The following is a 16,371-nucleotide window of genomic DNA, read 5'->3' on the forward strand; positions in this document are numbered from 1 at the left end:
GCGGACGGGACAACTTCGCCGACTTGTTCACCTGGCGCACAAATGTGACCTGCATCACGTCGACGCCCCGAGAAACCCCCGTTAGCTTCGCTAAACATGACTAAGTCTGCGCTGGCCATCACCGAAGAGCACCAGGACCTCGCCGACGCGACGTTCGGGCAGCTGAAGCGCCTCGACAGCCGCGCAGCCGCCCGCGCCACGCTGGAGAAGGCCGGCACCTACAGCAGTGAGATCTGGTCCGCCGGCGCCGAACTCGGCTGGAATGGACTGGCCATCTCCGAGGAATACGGCGGCTCTGGATTCGGGCTGCCCGAACTGGCGGTGGTCGCCGAGATCGCCGGCCGGGAGCTGTGCCCGGGTCCGTTCCTGCCGACCGTGTCGGCTTCGGTGGTCATCGACCGCTACGCGCCGGACGCCGTTCGGGCCGAACTACTTCCCGGTCTCGCCGACGGTACGACGGTCGCGGCGCTCGGGCTGGCCGGTTCGGTGAGCGTCGGCGCCGACGGCCTCCTCGGCGGACAGGCCCGCGCGGTGCTGGGTGCACCCGACGCCCACGTGCTCGTGCTCGCCGCCGGCGAGGACCTCGTCGTGCTGGATGCCACGGCCGACGGGATCACCGTCACCGCACAGGATTCCCTGGACACCACCCGCAGCATCGGCGCTGTCGACCTGCGCGCGGTGGCAGTCGACGAGAGCCGGATCCTGCGCGGCGCAGCGCGGGAGGCGCGCACGGTGTTCCGCATCCTCGGCTCGGCGGAGGCGGTGGGCGTGTCCTGGGCCGCGCTCGACATGGCCGTCGAGTACGCGAAGGTGCGCGAGCAGTTCGGCCGCACCATCGGCACCTTCCAGGCCGTCAAGCACCACGCGGCCAACATGCTCGTCGACGCCGAACAGACCACCGCCGCGGTATGGGACGCCGCCCGGGCCGACAACCTCGAGGGCGCCCGGTTCGCCGCCGCGGTGGCCGCCGCCCACGCCATCCGGGCCCAGATCTTCTGCGCGCAGACCAACGTTCAACTCCACGGCGGCATCGCATTCACCTGGGAACACGACGCACACCTGTACCTGCGCCGCGCCCGGACCCTGGCCGCGGTGCTCGGCGACGGTGCCGACCCCCTGATCGACGTCGTCGACGGGCAACGCGACGGGCAGGCGCACGGCGCGTCGTTCGCGCTACCGGACGAGGCCGAGCAGTACCGCCAGGACGCCAGGGACGCCGCGGCCGCGGTGCACGCACTGTCCGAGGACAAGCGCCGCGACTACCTGGTGGATTCCGGCTATCTGGTGCCGCACTGGCCCAAGCCATGGGGCCGGGCCGCGAATGTGTTGGAGCAGTTGGTGATCGAGGAGGAGTTCACCGACGTCGAGCGGGCAGACATGGGTATCACCGGTTGGGTGACCCTGACCATCGCCCAGGCCGGCACCGACGATCAGCGCGAACGCTGGGTGGAGCCCGTGCTGCGCGGGCAGGTCATGTGGTGCCAGCTGTTCTCCGAGCCGGGCGCCGGCTCGGATGCGGCCGCGGTGCGCACCGCGGCCAAAAAGGTCGACGGCGGCTGGCGGGTCACCGGCCAGAAGGTGTGGACCAGCCTGGCCCAGCACTGCCAGTGGGGCCTGGCCACGGTGCGCACCGACCCCGACGCCCCCAAGCACGCCGGTGTCACCATGATGGCAATCGACATGAAAGCACCTGGGGTGACGGTGAATCCGTTGCGCGGGCTGACCGGCGACGCCCATTTCAACGAGGTGTTCTTCGACGATGTGTTCGTCCCGGACGCCGATGTGGTCGGCGATGTGAACAAGGGCTGGCTGGTCGCTCGCGCCACCCTGGGCAATGAGCGCATCTCTATCGGCGGCGGTTCGGCCGCTCCGACGGGATTCGACGCCGACGAGCTGGTGGCCCTGATCGACGCGGATCCCGACGGGGCCCGCTACGTGCGCCGCGCCGGCGAGGTGATCGCCGTGGGCCACACCCTGCGGCTGCTGAACCTGCGCCGGGTCAGCCGCGCCATCGCAGGCACCGAGCCCGGACCCGAGGGCAACGTCACCAAGCTGCTGGTCGCCGAGCATTCTCAGCATCTGACCGAACTGGGCATGGATCTGGTCGGCACGGCCGGGGTGACCGGCGAGACGCCGAAACTGACTCGCGCCTATCTCGGCAACCGAGCCATGACGATCGCCGGCGGAACGTCCGAGATCACCCGCAACACCATTGCCGAGCGCATCCTGGGCCTGCCCCGCGATCCGCTGCTGAAGTAGCCGCCGGCCTACACCGTCGGCACCGTGCCGCCGTCGACCACCACATCGGCACCCACGATCGAGGATGCGGCGTCGGACACCAGGAACCCGACCACCTCGGCGACTTCGGCCGGCTGGGCCGGCCTACCCAGCGGGATACCACCGAGCACGGACATCAACGATTCGAGTGCCTCCTCACGGGATCCGTCGGCGGCTGCGGCGATACGATCGATCAACGCCTCGGCTGCCGTGGTCTGGATGAAGCCCGGGGATACGGTGTTGACCCGAATGCCCTTGGGCGCCAACTCATTGGCCAGCCCCTTGCTATAGGCCCGAAGGGCAGCCTTTGCCGCGGCATACCCCAGGGTGCCGTCATACAGCGGCATCCGACTCTGAATCGACCCGATATGCACCACCGTGCCCGTGGCTGCCTCGATCATCATCGGCAGCAGTGCCCGGTCGAGCCGAACCGCCGCCAACAGGTTCAGGTTGAGCTCGTCGGCCCAGTCCTGATCGCTCAGGGCCGCGAAACCTCCGGGTGGTGCCCCGGAGCCGCCCGCCGTGTGAACCAGGATCTGGGCGCCGCCGTTCCGGCGAATATGAGAAGCCAGATCGGCGACGTCGGTCACCGAGGTGAGGTCCGCGGCGACGAATTCATCTGCGGCCAGGACGCCGTCACCCTGGTGACGCGCCACTGCGGTCACGTGTGCACCCGCGGCCTGCAGCCGAGCGACAATCGCGGCGCCCGCACCCTTGGTGCCGCCGGTGACCACCGCGCGCCGTCCCTGCAACGCGCTCATGCGTCAGCCCGAAAAACCGGCCAGCACAATGTGGTCAACCATTCCGTGGAATCGTCTGTGTCCCAAGAGAACCGCTCGTAGTACTCACGCAGCGGACCCTCGATACTGATTTCGTGGCGGTTCGCGTACTCGCCGAGAGCGCCGTAGGCCAGGTCGACGTCGTCATGCGATCCGCGGTGACGCATGACCGCGAGCTCGGCCGCCGGGATGACGACGTCCTGCACGCGCCCGGCGGGCCGCACACCGCGTTCGACCGGAATGAACACCGTTGCGGTGCCGTGATCGTGGGCGAAGATGTCGAAGTCGAACAGCGCCGCGGGCGCACCGGCAGCCCCCGAGTTCGCATCTGCGGCGACCGTTGCCCGTAGTTCGCCCATAGCGCCATGCCACCAAGGCAATAGATCGTCGCGGTCAACGGTCGCTGTGATCGCGGCGGCCGAGGTCGCCGCGACACTGATGTGCTCGATCACCGCAGCTGCTGAATTCCCCCCGGGACGTTCGAGGATCGCACGCAGGGATTCGACGGCGCTGCGGGTTTCGGCGAGCTGCTCTTCCAACCGTTGCAGGTGACCGGTGATCAGCCTGTTGCGGTCGGCGGGGGCTGACGCGAGTACCGCTCGCACATCGGCGATGGGCATGCCCAGCTGACGGAGCCGGCGCACCACCTGGGCCGTCGGCACCTGGTCGGCGACGTAGTACCGATACCCGGTGCTCGAATCGATACGGTCTGGCTCGAGCAGGCCGACCTCGTGATAGTGCCGCAGCGTCTTGACTGAAAGCTGCGTCATTCGGGAGAAATCTCCGATGGACAGATCGATCGTCATGAGGTCAGTGTGAAGGCTCCCCCAAGGGGAGACTCAAGGTTCGGTCTCGGCCTTGACCCTCCGCTTACCGACGGGTCGACGCTGTCGGCATGTCCATTGAACATATGTGTGAAACACCCGCCGCGGCGCGCCGCTACGTCGACGCTGTCAATGCCTTCGATGTCGAAGCGGTCCTGGCCGCTCTCACTCCTGACGCGCTGGTCCACGACAACCAGCGCGAGTTCACCACTCCAGACGCCATCCGCACCTGGGTGCGCGACGAAATCGTCGGCGATCGAGTCACCATGCAGGTCGTCGAGGTGGTGGAGCGGTCCGGGGTAACGGTACTGCGAGCCCGTTATGACGGCGACTACGACAAGACGAATCTGCCCGAGGAGTTGATCCTCACCAACTACATCGTGACCCGCGAGGACCTGATCGCCGCGTTGTTCATCGTGTTCAACAAGTCCTGACGGACCGGCCAGCTCAGGCATAGGCGTCTGCGCGGCACGTTCGCCGATGACGACGCAGGGCCTGCTTGACATGCCGCCGAGATCACCGGGTAGAACGTAAGTGTGACCTCAAGCACAGACGCCCGGCCCGCGTTCCATCCGGACCTCGAACGCATCGCCCGCTTCATCCCACGTCGGCTGGTGTCCAGACGCACGCTGCCGCTGCTGCAGCGGCTGACGGTGCTGCAGAACCGGCAGACACCCAGGGATGTCGAGGTCCTGACGCTCAGCTCGGGTGTCGGGGTGCGACTGTTCCGGCCGGCCAGGGTCACCGAACCGGCACCGGCCCTGCTGTGGATCCACGGCGGCGGCTATGTGCTGGGCAGCCCGGCGCAGGACGACGCCCTGTGCCGACGGTTCGCCAGGGAACTCGGCATCACGGTGGCAGCCGTCAAGTATCGGCTCGCTCCGCAGAACCCCTACCCGGCCGGGCTGGAGGACTGCTACGACGCGCTGAAATGGCTCGCGGGACTTCCCGCGGTCGACCCCTCACGGGTCGCTGTCGCAGGCGCCAGCGCGGGCGGCGGACTGGCCGCTGCCCTTGCTCTACTGGCCCGTGATCGCGGTGAGATACCCCTTGCCGCACAGATACTCGTGTATCCGATGCTCGACGACCGCTCGGTGGGCCCGGAGCTGGAGAACCCCGGTCACCGGTTGTGGACACAGGGCAGCAACCAGTTCGGCTGGTCGGCCTATCTCGGAGGTGCCGACCCCGCCACCGCGGTACCCGGCCGCCGTGAAGATCTGGCCGGACTGCCGCCGGCATGGATCGGTGTGGGCACCCTGGACCTGTTCCACGACGAGGACATGGCCTACGCCGAGCGCCTGCGCGCCGCCGGGGTCGAATGCCAGGTCGAAGAGGTGTACGGGGCGTTCCACGGATTCGACCAGATCGCCGCGAAAACACCGGTGGCTCAGGCCTTCATGGCCAGTCAGGTCACGAATCTACGCGCGGCGTTTGCCTGATTCCCGCTGGTGCCGCAGGTACCGGCAGGCGCGTTCCAACAAGCCGCGGTCGGCCGCGGACAATGCCTTGGCCCTGGGCACCTGACCGGCGACGATCCCGGCGAACCGAACGCACAACTGTTCAGCGGTCATGCCGAACTCGAGCCAGACGTCGTCCTCGCGCGGACCCCCATAGGGAGCCCACGCGAGGACGAACTTCAGCAGGAGACGTTCGAAGGAATCCATCTACCGGCCCGGTCGCTGACCCAGTCGCTGATGAATACGGTCTTGAACTTCTCAGTCTCGAACAACGTTGTCCTCGAACACGATCCGGCCGATCAACTCGTAGCGGCGCGGATCGCGCAGCTTGAAGTAGGTGGCCATGCCCGCGCCCAGGACGAAGATGCCCACCACGATCCACGGCGTCAGCTTGAACAGCATGGTGCCGGAAGCGGTGCCCGCCGCTGCGTCCTTGTGCTCCCACAGCAGGTACACGACGTAGAGCATGCCGAGCCCACCGAGGCCGGGGGCGACCAGTGTCTTGAACCAGTGCTTGGACACCGGGTGGTTCTTGCGGATGTGGAAGTAGCTGATCACCGAGAACGCGCACAGCGACTGCACGATCAGGATCGCCATGGTGCCCAGGATCGCCAGCAGCGTGTACATGTGCACATAGGGGTCCATCCCGGCGAGAAGGAAGGCCAGGATGATCACCAGGGTGATCCCACTCTGCACGAATGAAGCGATATGCGGAGAACCGTGCGTGGGATGCGTTGCGCCGATGGTCTTCTGCAGGCTCTTGGACAGTCCTTCGCGGCCCAGCGCGTACAGGTAGCGCGACGCGCAGTTGTGGAACGCCATGCCGCAGGCGAACGACCCGGTGACCAGCAGGATGTTGAACACCGTGATCGCCCACTCGCCGTAGGCACTACGCACCGGACCGAAGAAGATCTCCGACGAGGTCGCGGAATCCTGCGCGAGTTCCACCGCGTGCTGCGGCCCTGTGCCGGCGATCGCCATCCAGGAGACGAACACGTAGAACAGGCCGACACCGAGGACGCTCAGCATGGTGGCCCGGGGAATGATCTTCTTGGGGTTACGCGACTCCTCGCCGTACATCGCGGTCGATTCGAAGCCGACCCACGACCAGAAGGCGAAGAACAGGCCCAAACCGGCACTGGCACCGGCGATTCCGGCAGCCGGGGAGAACGCACCGATGGGGTTGATGGTCTCGGCGACCGCGAAACCCTGCGGACCGCCGCCCTTGACCAGCACCGCCAGCGCGCCGAGGGCGAGCATGACGATCTCGGTCACCAGGAATACGCCGAGCACCTTCGCGGTCAGGTTGACGTCGAAGTAGGTCAGGATCGCGTTGACCGTCAGCATCAGCAGCGCCGGGATGATCCAGTGGATGTGGATACCCAGTTGGGATTGCATGAAGTTCTGGAAGAAGAACGAGAAGATCCCGATCAGCGAGGCCTCGAACACCACATAGGCCATGGTGATCAGTCCGCCGCTGGCCATCCCGACGATGCGGCCCAAGCCGTGGGAGATGTAGCCGTAGAACGCGCCGGTGGTGGTTATGTGCTTGGCCATCGTCGCGTAGCCGACGGCGAAAAGACCGAGGACAACGGTTGCGACGATGTAGCCGGCCGGCGCATGTGAACCATTTCCGAAGCCAACGGCGATCGGCACATTGCCGACCATTGCCGTGATCGGGGCGGCGGTCGCCACCGCCATGAAGATGACGCCGACGGTGCCGACGGCGTTGCGTTTCAGTCTCTGGACGTCGTGAGCTGTGTCTTTACTCCCGGCGACAGCTTGATCGGTCATCTATCGGGGTACCTTCCAGGTAACAGTGGGATCCCCGATGTGGCCTGGGCCACAGCCGGGACCTACGTATATTGGCACTACCAAAATCGATTGGCAAGCACTTCCTGGAACCATTGACATAAATGGTTGCGACCGTTTACGGTGAGGCCCATCACAGCTACCGGATAGCTGGAGAGGGAGCCGCATGTACGACTACGGCACGTTCACGTTCGAATCCAAAGCCGAAGTGCTGGATAAGGCGAAGACGTTCTGGAATCCAGACAAGACACAGTTCTGGACTGATACCGGTGTCGATCTGGTGATCGACCGCCGCGAGGGATATTTCCTGTGGGATATGGGCGGGCGCCGCCTGATCGATCTGCATCTCAACGGTGGTACCTACAACCTCGGGCACCGCAATCCCGAAGTGATGCAGGCGATCACCGAGGGCATGGAGCATTTCGACGTCGGCAACCACCACTTCCCGTCGGTGGCCCGCACCGCACTGGCACAGCGCCTGGTAGAAACCGCACCGGCGTCGATCACGAAGGTGGCGTACGGGTCCGGAGGCGGTGAGGCGATCGACATCGCGCTCAAGAGTGCCCGGCACGCGACCAAACGCCGCAAGATCGTCTCGATCGTCAAGGCCTACCACGGCCACACCGGCCTGGCCGTGGCCACCGGCGACGACCGGTTCGCCAAGTTCTTCCTGGCCGACCAGCCCGACGAGTTCCTCCAGGTGCCGTTCAACGACATCGAGGCGATGGAACGGGTGCTGGCCCCCGGCGATGTCGCCGCGGTGATCATGGAGACCATCCCGGCCACCTACGGATTCCCGCTCCCCGCACCGGGTTACCTCGAAGCCGTCAAGGCCATCACCGAGAAGCACGGCACTCTGTACATCGCCGATGAGGTGCAGACCGGCCTGATGCGCACCGGTGAGCTGTGGTGCATCACCAAACACGGCATCGAGCCCGACATCCTGGTGACCGGCAAGGGCCTGTCCGGTGGCATGTACCCGATCACCGCGGCCCTGCTCAGCGATCGCGCGGCGAAGTGGCTCGACGAGGACGGCTTCGGCCACATCTCCACCTTCGGCGGTGCCGAGCTGGGCTGTGTCGCCGCGCTGAAGACGCTCGAGATCTCCACCCGCCCCGAAGTGCGCTCGATGGTCCACTACATCGCCGACATCTTCGACCACGGGCTGCAGCGCATCCAGGCCGACCACCCCGACTGGTTCGTCGGGATCCGGCAGAACGGCGTGGTGATCGGTCTGGAGTTCGACCACCCCGAAGGCGCCAAGTTCGTGATGCGGGAACTCTACGAGAACGGAGTGTGGGCGATCTTCTCGACGCTGGATCCCCGTGTCCTGCAGTTCAAACCGGGTCTCCTGCTCTCGCGCGAACTCTGCGAGGACGTCCTGGACCGCCTCGCCGTCGCGGTGGCCAGGGCCGAGACCGTCGTGAGAGGACGTAAAGCATCATGACCAGTACCGCACAGGCCGGCCACATGCTGGAACGGGCCGGTTGGGCCGCGGCAGCCTACGCCGATTACGACGCCGCGGCGGTGAACAACATCGTCAACGCGGTGGCCGACGCGGCCTACGCCGCAGCCGAACGGTTCGCCGCCGAGGCGGTGGCCGAGACCGGGATGGGTGTGGTGGCCGACAAGGTCACCAAGAATCGGGCCTGCTCACGCGGAATCGTCGACTACTACGCTCGGGGCGAATCCGCGGGCGACTTTGTGTCGCCGCGCGTCGACGAGGCCCGCAAGATCGTCGAGCTGCCCCGGCCGGCGGGCGTGGTGCTGGCGTTGACGCCGACCACCAATCCCGTTGCCACGGTGTACTTCAAGGTGATCCTGGCGCTGATGACCCGCAACGCCGTCGTCGTCGCTCCGCACCCGCGGGCCAAGCAGTGCTCGGCCGACGCGGCCCGGCTGCTTGCCGAGGCCGCGGTGGCCGCCGGCGCACCGGACGGCATCGTCCAGGTGGTGGAGGAACCGTCCATCCCGCTGGTTCAGGCTCTGATGGCCGATGAGCGCACCGACGTCATCGTGGCGACCGGGGGCACCGGCGTCGTGCGTGCGGCGTACTCCTCCGGCAACCCCGCACTCGGTGTCGGCCCCGGCAATGTCCCGGTGTTCGTCGAGGCCAGCGCGGACATCAACGCCGCCGCCAAGCGCATCGTGGACAGCAAGGCCTTCGACAACTCGGTGCTGTGCACCAACGAATCCGTCCTCATCGCCGAGGATGCGATCGCGGGCAAGCTCAACGGCGCACTGACCCGTGCCGGGGCGCACATCCTCGACGAGGACGGCGCACGGCGCCTGCGGGCCTACATGTTCGCCGACGGTCACCTCAACACCGACGTGGTGGGCCGGGATGCCTCCTGGATCGCGGGGCAGGCCGGGCTGCGGGTCACCCCGAAGACCCGGGTGCTGATCGCGCCGTTCAATGACGTGATCTCCGAGGAGATGCTGGCCCACGAGAAGCTGTCCCCGGTGCTCGGCATGACCACCGCGGCCGACGCCGCACGAGGTATCCGCGCCGCCCGGGCAGTGGTGCGGATCGGCGGGGCCGGTCACTCGGCGGCGATCCACAGCGACAATCCTTCGGTGATAGCCGATTTCGCCGCCCTGGTGCCGGTGCTGCGGGTGTCGGTCAACGTGGGCAACAGCACCGGCAGCTCCGGGCTGGAGACCAACCTGGCGCCGTCGATGACGATCGGCACGGGGTTCGTCGGGCGCAGCTCGATCGGGGAGAACCTGCAACCGCAGAACCTGATCAACTGGGCCCGCATCGCCTACAACAGCGATTCCGCCGTGCCCATGGGCAATTTCGCGGGTATCAATCCGTGGCACTCACCGGCCGGACCGGTGCCGGAATACCCGCGCGCCTCCAATGACCGTCACGGTGCGCCTGTCACGCCCCGCCGGCCGTACCCGACTACCAATCGGTCGTCGGATCCCGGACTGGACGTGCTGCGCGCCGAACTGCGCGCGCTGGTCGCCGAAGAACTCGCACAACTGATCAAGAGGTAGGGCTGTGGCTGAACTTCGTTCCTTCATCTTCATCGACCGGCTGCAACCGCAGACCATGTCGTATCTGGGCACCTGGATCAAGGGTGCTCTTCCCCGTGCCGATCAGGCCGCCCAGATCATCGAGGTGGCCCCCGGACTGGACATCGAGGGCGTCACCGACGTCGCCCTCAAGCACGCCGAGGTCAAGGCCGGAATCCTGGTGGTAGAAAGGCAATTCGGCTATCTGGAGTTCCACGGCGAGACCGGAGCGGTCAAAGCCGCCGCGGACGCCGCACTGGACGAGCTTGGCGGCAACACCGGAAGCGCGGTACAGCCGAACGTGCTGGCCTCACGAATCATCTCCAGCGTCGACCACCAGCATGCATTCCTGATCAACCGCAACAAGATCGGCTCGATGGTGCTTCCCGGGGAATCACTGTTCGTGCTGGAGGTGGCCCCCGCGTCCTACGCCATCCTGGCCACCAACGAGGCCGAGAAGGCCGCGGATATCAAGGTGGTCGACTTCCGGATGATCGGCGCCACCGGCCGCGTGTACCTGTCCGGGACCGAAGCCGATGTTCGTACGGCAGCCGAGGCAGCCCAGGACGCGCTGGCGAGGGCCACCGCGTGAGTATCAACCGGGACGAACTGCGCGCCCTCGTGCGCGAGGTGGTGCGAGAGGCCGTCCGCGATGTCGGCGCTGCCACGAAGACTCCGGGGCCGGTGGCTGTCCCCCCACCACCGGCCCCGGCTCCACCCGCCCCGCCGACGGTCGCCGACCAGTTCGGCGTGGAACCCACCGGTCCCCGAGCCGTCGACGGCAAGAACCGCACCGAGACAGTGCAGTTGACCAATGACCGAGACCTCGACAGCTTCGTCCGGAAGCTCTTGCGACTCTTCGAAAGCCCGAAGACCCGGGCCGACCTCAAGGCAGGTCGGCTCAGCTTCCGGCTGGCGGGATCGACCCGGTCATCCGGCGCGGGCGCCAGCAGGCGCATCGAAACCGGCGCGGTAACCGAACGGCAGATCGCCGACATGGCCGGCGGCACGCTCGTGCTCGGCCGCAAGGCGGTGCTCACCCCGCTGGCCCGGGAGAAGGCCCGCACTCTGGGCATCACGATTGAGAAGGAGCGCAAATGATCTCAGCGGTTGTCACCGGCAACGTGTGGTCGACCCGTCGGATCGACGGCATCCCGCCCGGTGCGTTCCTCGAGGTCGAGATCGACGGCACCGGTTCCAAGCTGATCGCCTTCGACGTCCTCGGCAGTGGCGTGGGCGAACGGGTCCTCGTGGCCCAGGGCTCCGTGGCCTCGGGCTGGTTCACCGGCACCCCACCGCCGGTCGACGCACTCATCATCGGATCCATCGACGCTAAACCCGACACCAACCCCAAGAAATAAGGAGAAACACCTATGTCCAGCAACGCAATCGGACTGATCGAAACCAAGGGCTACGTGGCTGCGCTGGCCGCCGCCGACGCCATGGTGAAGGCCGCCAACGTCACCATCACCGATCGCCAGCAGGTCGGCGACGGCCTGGTCGCCGTGATCGTCACCGGTGAGGTGGGCGCCGTCAAGGCCGCCACCGAGGCCGGTGCCGAGACCGCCTCGCAGGTGGGCGAACTGGTGAGCGTGCACGTCATCCCGCGTCCGCACAATGAACTCGGCGCGCACTTCGCGGTCGCCAGCAAGTAGCCATGCCGACCAAAGCAGAGGAGAGTACGCGGATTCGCACCCAGATCCGCGTCTACCTGTTGGTGGAGGACCTGCAGCGCCAGTTCGCCGCCTACCTCGGAACGCCGACCCGGGCCCGGGGTTACCCACCGTACGAGGGTGAGCACGCGCTGATCGTCGAGGTGTCCCCCGCCTTGGCGATCGAGCGGGTGATCGATCTGGCGCTGCGCGAGGTCCCCGGCATCCAGCCCGGAATCCTCTACGTGGAGCGCCAATTCGGTGTTCTCGAGATCCACTCGGCCAATCTGGAGGATGTGCAGCGGGCCGGCGAGGCGATCCTGGCCGGCACCGGCAACAAGGCTTCCGACCAGCTGCGGCCGCAGGTGCTGTACCACGACATCATCGAGAACATCACCGATCAGCACGCGGTGATCCTGAACCGCAACCGGCAGGCATCGATGATCCTGCCCGGGCAGTCACTTCTGGTGTACGAGATGACCCCGGCGTTGTTCGCAGCGGTGGCGGCCAATGAGGCGGAGCGGGCCGCACCTGGGCTTACTGTGGTCGACGTGCAGATGATCGGTGCCGCTGGAAGGCTCTACATCGGCGGCAGCACCGCTGACGTAACCGTGGCAAGGGACCGGATCACGGCGGTGCTTGATGGTATTGAAGGACGGGATCACTGATGAGCGCTTGCGCGAAGAGGAGAAGGCGCTGATGGTCATCACCGACGAGATCGATGTCGCCCAACTGGCGTTACGCCAGTACGACATCGGGACGGACGCGACGCTGCGGTTGCTGAACCTGTCCGAGAATGCCACCTATCTCGTCGAAGATGCCGGCGCCCAGTCGATCCTGCGGGTGCACCGGCAGGACTATCACCGGCCGCACGAGATCGAGTCGGAACTGGACTGGCTGCAGGCGTTGCGGGCCGACAGCGACGTCACGGTGCCCACCGTGCTGCCGGCCCGCGACGGCCGGCGGCTGGTCACCGTCAACGCCGATGGAACCGACCGCCACGCCGTGCACTTCGGCATGGTCGCCGGGGCCGAGCCCGACGAGGGCACGTTGACCCTCGACGATTTCCACACGCTGGGCCGGATCACCGCTGCGCTGCACGATCATTCGCAGCGGTGGGAGCGCCCGCCCGGGTTCGGCCGGTTCTCCTGGGACTGGGAACACAGCCTGGGGGCGGCTCCCCGATGGGGCCGCTGGCACGATGCCGAAGGCGTCGGCACGGCCGAGCAGCAGGTGCTGGAGCGCGCCCAGGCGCTGCTGCACGATCGGCTGCACGCCTACGGCACCGGACCCGACGTCTACGGCCTGATCCACGCTGACCTGCGGTTGGCCAATCTGCTGGTGGACCCTGACCCCGTGGGAACTCCCAAGATCACGGTCATCGACTTCGATGACTGCGGATTCGGTTGGTATTTCTATGATTTCGGCACCGCGGTGTCGTTCATAGAGGACGACCCGGCACTGCCGGAATGGCAAGACGCCTGGGTGAGCGGCTACCGCACGCGACGCGACCTGCCTGCCTCGGACGAGGACATGCTGGCGTCGTTCGTGCTGCTGCGCAGGCTGCTGCTGCTGGCCTGGATGGGCAGCCACAGCCACTCCAGGGAATCGGCGACCAAGGCCATCAGCTACGCCGCGGGTAGCTGCGAACTCGCCGAGCGCTACCTTCGCTCCAACGGCCTCACCCTCACCTGACTCTCAAAAGGACCCCAAACATGTTCGCATCGCTTCAGGGCCGTTCGGCCATCGTCACCGGCGGCAGCAAGGGCATCGGCCGCGGCATCGCCCAGACCTTCGCCAACGCCGGCGTGGACGTCCTCGTCACCGGGCGCAACCAGTCCGACCTCGATGAGGCGGTCGCGGCGCTCGCCGACGCCCCGGGTCGGGTCAGTGCCCTGCGCGCGGACGTGACGAGCCCCGAGGACGCCCGCCAGGTGGTCAGTGCCGCCGTCGAGCGGCACGGCGGGCTGGACATCGTCTGCGCCAATGCCGGCATCTTCCCGTCCGGACGCCTGGAGGACCTCACCCCCGACGACATCGACCAGGTCCTTTCGGTGAACTTCAAGGGCACCGTCTACATCGTGCAGGCCGCACTCGCGGCGCTGACCGCGAGCGGCCACGGACGCGTCGTCATCACGTCGTCGATCACGGGCCCCATCACCGGCTACCCCGGCTGGTCGCACTACGGGGCATCCAAGGCCGCCCAGCTGGGCTTCCTGCGCACCGCCGCGATGGAACTGGCCCCGAAGAAGATCACCATCAACGCCGTCCTGCCTGGCAACATCATCACCGAGGGCCTCGTCGAAATGGGCCAGGACTACATGGACCAAATGGCCTCGGCCGTACCCGCCGGCCGACTCGGATCGGTCGCCGACATCGGCAACGCGGCGCTGTTCTTCGCCACCGACGAAGCCGCGTACATCACCGGACAGTCGCTGGTCGTGGACGGCGGACAGATTCTGCCCGAATCTCACATGGCAATCGCTGAACTCTAGTTCAACCTGGATAGAATTGGCTGTACCAATACACGGGCAGGGGGCCGGGGTGGCAGTTCACAGCGAGGAGTTGCGCAGGCGCATCGTCGGCGATATCAACGCGGGCACCCCCGGCGCGAAACTGGGCAGTGAGCGTGACCTGGCCGAGCAGTACGGCACAAGCCGCTCCAGCCTGCGCCAGGTATTGGCCGCATTGGAGGAAGCCGGGCTGGTGCACCGGGTGATCGGCCGGGCCGGCGGCATCTTCATCAGCCACGGCCAGGTCGAGCGACACCTCTCCGATGTGGTCGGCGTGCCCGCCTTCCTGGCCAATCAGGGGTACGTCGCGGGCACCCGAGTGCTCTCGACGCGCATCACCACCCCCGACGACGCCACCAAGACCGCCCTTCGCCTGGGGCCCGGCGACTACGTCATCGAGATCCAGCGAGTCCGCCTGGCCGACGGCTCCCCCATCTCGCTCGAACACGCGCAGTTCCCCGCCGACGCCTTCCCGGGCCTGCTCGATCAGCAGCTGGGCGGATCACTCTACGAAATCCTGGAATCCCAATACGGTTTGGTCACCGGCCGGGCCGATGAGCGGATCGAGGCGGTCAGCGCGACCAGCAGCGAAGCCACCCTCCTGGGTATCAAGCCCAAGGCGGCACTGCTGTTGATCACCCGGGTCACCTACGACCAGAACGGTTCTCCGTGCGAGTTCTCCCGCGACCTGTTCCGCGGAGACCGCACGGCACTGGCCGTCACGGCGAAGGGCAGCGGTATCGCCACCCACGCCGATGCCAACACCGCCTCGGTCACGCTGCAACGTCAGGCCGGCTGACACCTCGGCGCGCCTGCGGCGTCGTGCCTCGGGTTACTCCGGCTCCTCGGCGGCAAGCTTGCGGTCGAGCGTCTCCTCGGTGTCTGCCCGGTCGGCACCCTGCCACCGGTCGGGTGCGTCCACCACATCGTCGCCGTCGGCGTTCTTGATCTCGTCAGAATCCGTCGACTCGCTCGGCGACAGCGTGTCATCAGGACCCACGTCGGTATCACTCATGAGATTCTCCCGAATCAGGCTGGTACGGCATCGGTTTCACGGTCCCACACCCGATGCTGAGCCAATGCCGCAACAACGGCGTCGATGAACTGGGGTCTGACTCTTTGGCCATCACGGCTCCTCATGCATACGGCCATCGACCGACGTCTCCGGTCAACTGGCACCTGCTGCGGAGTACCCGGAGGCTGCGATGGAGAAACCGTGGGCCGACTCGCGACGAAGCCTTCGACGGACTGGTTGCCGACCTCCGCACCGCCTACGCCACGACCCGAACCGTGTGCAGCGCAGGATCAGCGGGGTCGGGAACATTCATCCCCGCCGCGAGCCCGGTGCGTAGGTAATCCAGCACGGCTTCGTTGAGCCGTTCACCTGGAACCACTGCGGGAATCCCTGGCGGGTATGGAGTGATCTGCTCAGCGGAAATCCGGCCCACCGCCTTCTCCACCGGGACATCCTCGACGCTGCCGAAAAACGCATCCCGGGGCGCCACCACAGTCTCCAGTTCCAGCTCATCGGGCGTCGGCAGATCAACTCGCGGCGGCGGGGCGAAATCGTGCGCGGCCTTGCGCCACAGCTTGAGCGCCTCGACCAGCCGGCCCGTGGTATCCAGACCATCGGCCAGCGACATGGTGGCCAGCACCCGGCGATGGTCGGTCATCCCCAGGTCGAGCCGGCAGTACTCCCGCAACCAATCGGCGGCCTGGTAGCCCGAGGTGCCCGTCGCCGACACGTCGATCAGCACCTGCAGCCGATCCAGATCATGCGAGGCCTGCTTACCCAGCAGTTCCTGGTCGAGGACCTCGATATCGTCGATCTCCTCAATCTCGCGCCGGGTATCGGCCGCCAAATCCAGTGCAGCACCCATCAACTCGTGCCCATGTTCGACCATCTGCCGTCGCCAACCGTCAATCGCGCTGTACACCAGCACATTCGGGCTCGTCGTCATGAGCAGATCGGCGCATGCTGACAGCCTGTTCTCGTCAACGAGATCACCCTGTAGATGAAACACCGAGCCCAGTAG

General features: G+C 66.6%; 19 protein-coding genes. 13 read left to right on the forward strand and 6 right to left on the reverse strand.

Annotation, left to right across the window (positions count from 1 at the left end):
* The first annotated feature begins 96 nt into the window (after positions 1-96).
* Entirely contained in the window at positions 97-2,259 is a 2,163-nt protein-coding gene (locus tag EH231_RS30490) for an acyl-CoA dehydrogenase family protein (RefSeq protein ID WP_090433550.1), read from the forward strand.
* Between the two features lie 8 nt (positions 2,260-2,267).
* Here the strand turns inward: EH231_RS30490 and EH231_RS30495 are convergent, their stop codons facing one another.
* Complete coding sequence (locus EH231_RS30495; RefSeq protein ID WP_090433548.1) at positions 2,268-3,038, reverse strand: SDR family oxidoreductase; 771 nt, start codon at positions 3,036-3,038, stop codon at positions 2,268-2,270.
* A complete protein-coding gene (locus EH231_RS30500; RefSeq protein WP_124713939.1) occupies positions 3,035-3,862 on the reverse strand; it encodes a MerR family transcriptional regulator in 828 nt (275 codons plus the stop codon). Before EH231_RS30500 ends, EH231_RS30495 begins: the two co-directional genes overlap by 4 nt.
* An 89-nt stretch (positions 3,863-3,951) precedes the next feature.
* Between EH231_RS30500 and EH231_RS30505 the strand changes: the two genes are divergently transcribed.
* Positions 3,952-4,314 carry a nuclear transport factor 2 family protein gene (locus EH231_RS30505; protein ID WP_205265317.1) on the forward strand — a complete coding sequence of 121 codons (363 nt, stop codon included), beginning with the start codon at positions 3,952-3,954 and terminating at the stop codon, positions 4,312-4,314.
* Positions 4,315-4,416: 102 nt separating this feature from the next.
* Positions 4,417-5,319 (forward strand): alpha/beta hydrolase, encoded by a 903-nt coding sequence (locus EH231_RS30510; protein WP_124713940.1) that lies wholly within the window; start codon positions 4,417-4,419, stop codon positions 5,317-5,319.
* On the opposite strand, the gene EH231_RS30515 is transcribed toward EH231_RS30510, so the two are convergent.
* Both EH231_RS30515 and EH231_RS30520 read right to left on the reverse strand, forming a co-directional pair.
* Positions 5,299-5,544 (reverse strand): hypothetical protein, encoded by a 246-nt coding sequence (locus EH231_RS30515; RefSeq protein WP_044514636.1) that lies wholly within the window; start codon positions 5,542-5,544, stop codon positions 5,299-5,301. The two genes, EH231_RS30510 and EH231_RS30515, sit on opposite strands and share 21 nt — an antisense overlap.
* Positions 5,545-5,595: 51 nt before the next feature.
* The gene (locus EH231_RS30520) at positions 5,596-7,131 is read right to left on the reverse strand and encodes an APC family permease (protein WP_090433541.1); all 1,536 of its coding nucleotides are present in this window, start codon (positions 7,129-7,131) and stop codon (positions 5,596-5,598) included.
* Positions 7,132-7,315: 184 nt separating this feature from the next.
* Here EH231_RS30520 and EH231_RS30525 point away from each other — a divergent pair, with 184 nt between their 5' ends.
* Genes EH231_RS30525 through EH231_RS30570 form a run of 10 tightly spaced genes read left to right on the forward strand, consistent with a single transcriptional unit; the run spans position 7,316 to position 15,134 of the window.
* Positions 7,316-8,596, forward strand: a complete 1,281-nt coding sequence (locus tag EH231_RS30525; RefSeq protein ID WP_065505053.1) for a class-III pyridoxal-phosphate-dependent aminotransferase — start codon at positions 7,316-7,318, stop codon at positions 8,594-8,596.
* Complete coding sequence (locus EH231_RS30530; protein ID WP_124713941.1) at positions 8,593-10,152, forward strand: aldehyde dehydrogenase family protein; 1,560 nt, start codon at positions 8,593-8,595, stop codon at positions 10,150-10,152. Before EH231_RS30525 ends, EH231_RS30530 begins: the two co-directional genes overlap by 4 nt.
* A gap of 4 nt (positions 10,153-10,156) precedes the next feature.
* Positions 10,157-10,762, forward strand: a complete 606-nt coding sequence (locus EH231_RS30535; protein WP_044514630.1) for a BMC domain-containing protein — start codon at positions 10,157-10,159, stop codon at positions 10,760-10,762.
* Positions 10,759-11,271: a hypothetical protein gene (locus EH231_RS30540; protein WP_124713942.1), complete on the forward strand. Its 513-nt coding sequence runs from the start codon at positions 10,759-10,761 to the stop codon at positions 11,269-11,271. Before EH231_RS30535 ends, EH231_RS30540 begins: the two co-directional genes overlap by 4 nt.
* Positions 11,268-11,531, forward strand: coding sequence for a EutN/CcmL family microcompartment protein (locus EH231_RS30545; protein ID WP_064933758.1), 264 nt, complete (start codon positions 11,268-11,270; stop codon positions 11,529-11,531). The genes EH231_RS30540 and EH231_RS30545 overlap by 4 nt, the downstream gene beginning before the upstream one ends.
* A gap of 12 nt (positions 11,532-11,543) precedes the next feature.
* Positions 11,544-11,825 (forward strand): BMC domain-containing protein, encoded by a 282-nt coding sequence (locus tag EH231_RS30550; RefSeq protein WP_044514625.1) that lies wholly within the window; start codon positions 11,544-11,546, stop codon positions 11,823-11,825.
* 2 nt (positions 11,826-11,827) lie between these two features.
* Positions 11,828-12,490, forward strand: coding sequence for a microcompartment protein (locus EH231_RS30555; RefSeq protein WP_090433533.1), 663 nt, complete (start codon positions 11,828-11,830; stop codon positions 12,488-12,490).
* A gap of 31 nt (positions 12,491-12,521) precedes the next feature.
* Positions 12,522-13,517, forward strand: coding sequence for a phosphotransferase enzyme family protein (locus EH231_RS30560; RefSeq protein WP_164481277.1), 996 nt, complete (start codon positions 12,522-12,524; stop codon positions 13,515-13,517).
* Between the two features lie 20 nt (positions 13,518-13,537).
* Positions 13,538-14,317, forward strand: a complete 780-nt coding sequence (fabG, locus tag EH231_RS30565) for a 3-oxoacyl-ACP reductase FabG (RefSeq protein ID WP_090433529.1) — start codon at positions 13,538-13,540, stop codon at positions 14,315-14,317.
* 49 nt (positions 14,318-14,366) lie between these two features.
* A complete protein-coding gene (locus EH231_RS30570; protein ID WP_044514619.1) occupies positions 14,367-15,134 on the forward strand; it encodes a GntR family transcriptional regulator in 768 nt (255 codons plus the stop codon).
* A 33-nt stretch (positions 15,135-15,167) separates the two neighbouring features.
* On the opposite strand, the gene EH231_RS30575 is transcribed toward EH231_RS30570, so the two are convergent.
* A complete protein-coding gene (locus tag EH231_RS30575) occupies positions 15,168-15,350 on the reverse strand; it encodes a hypothetical protein (protein ID WP_090433525.1) in 183 nt (60 codons plus the stop codon).
* Positions 15,351-15,606: 256 nt separating this feature from the next.
* The coding region (locus EH231_RS30580) for an Orn/Lys/Arg family decarboxylase (protein ID WP_478354269.1) at positions 15,607-16,371 on the reverse strand (765 nt) is incomplete at its 5' end.

Source organism: Mycolicibacterium nivoides (assembly GCF_003855255.1).
Taxonomy (GTDB): domain Bacteria; phylum Actinomycetota; class Actinomycetes; order Mycobacteriales; family Mycobacteriaceae; genus Mycobacterium; species Mycobacterium nivoides.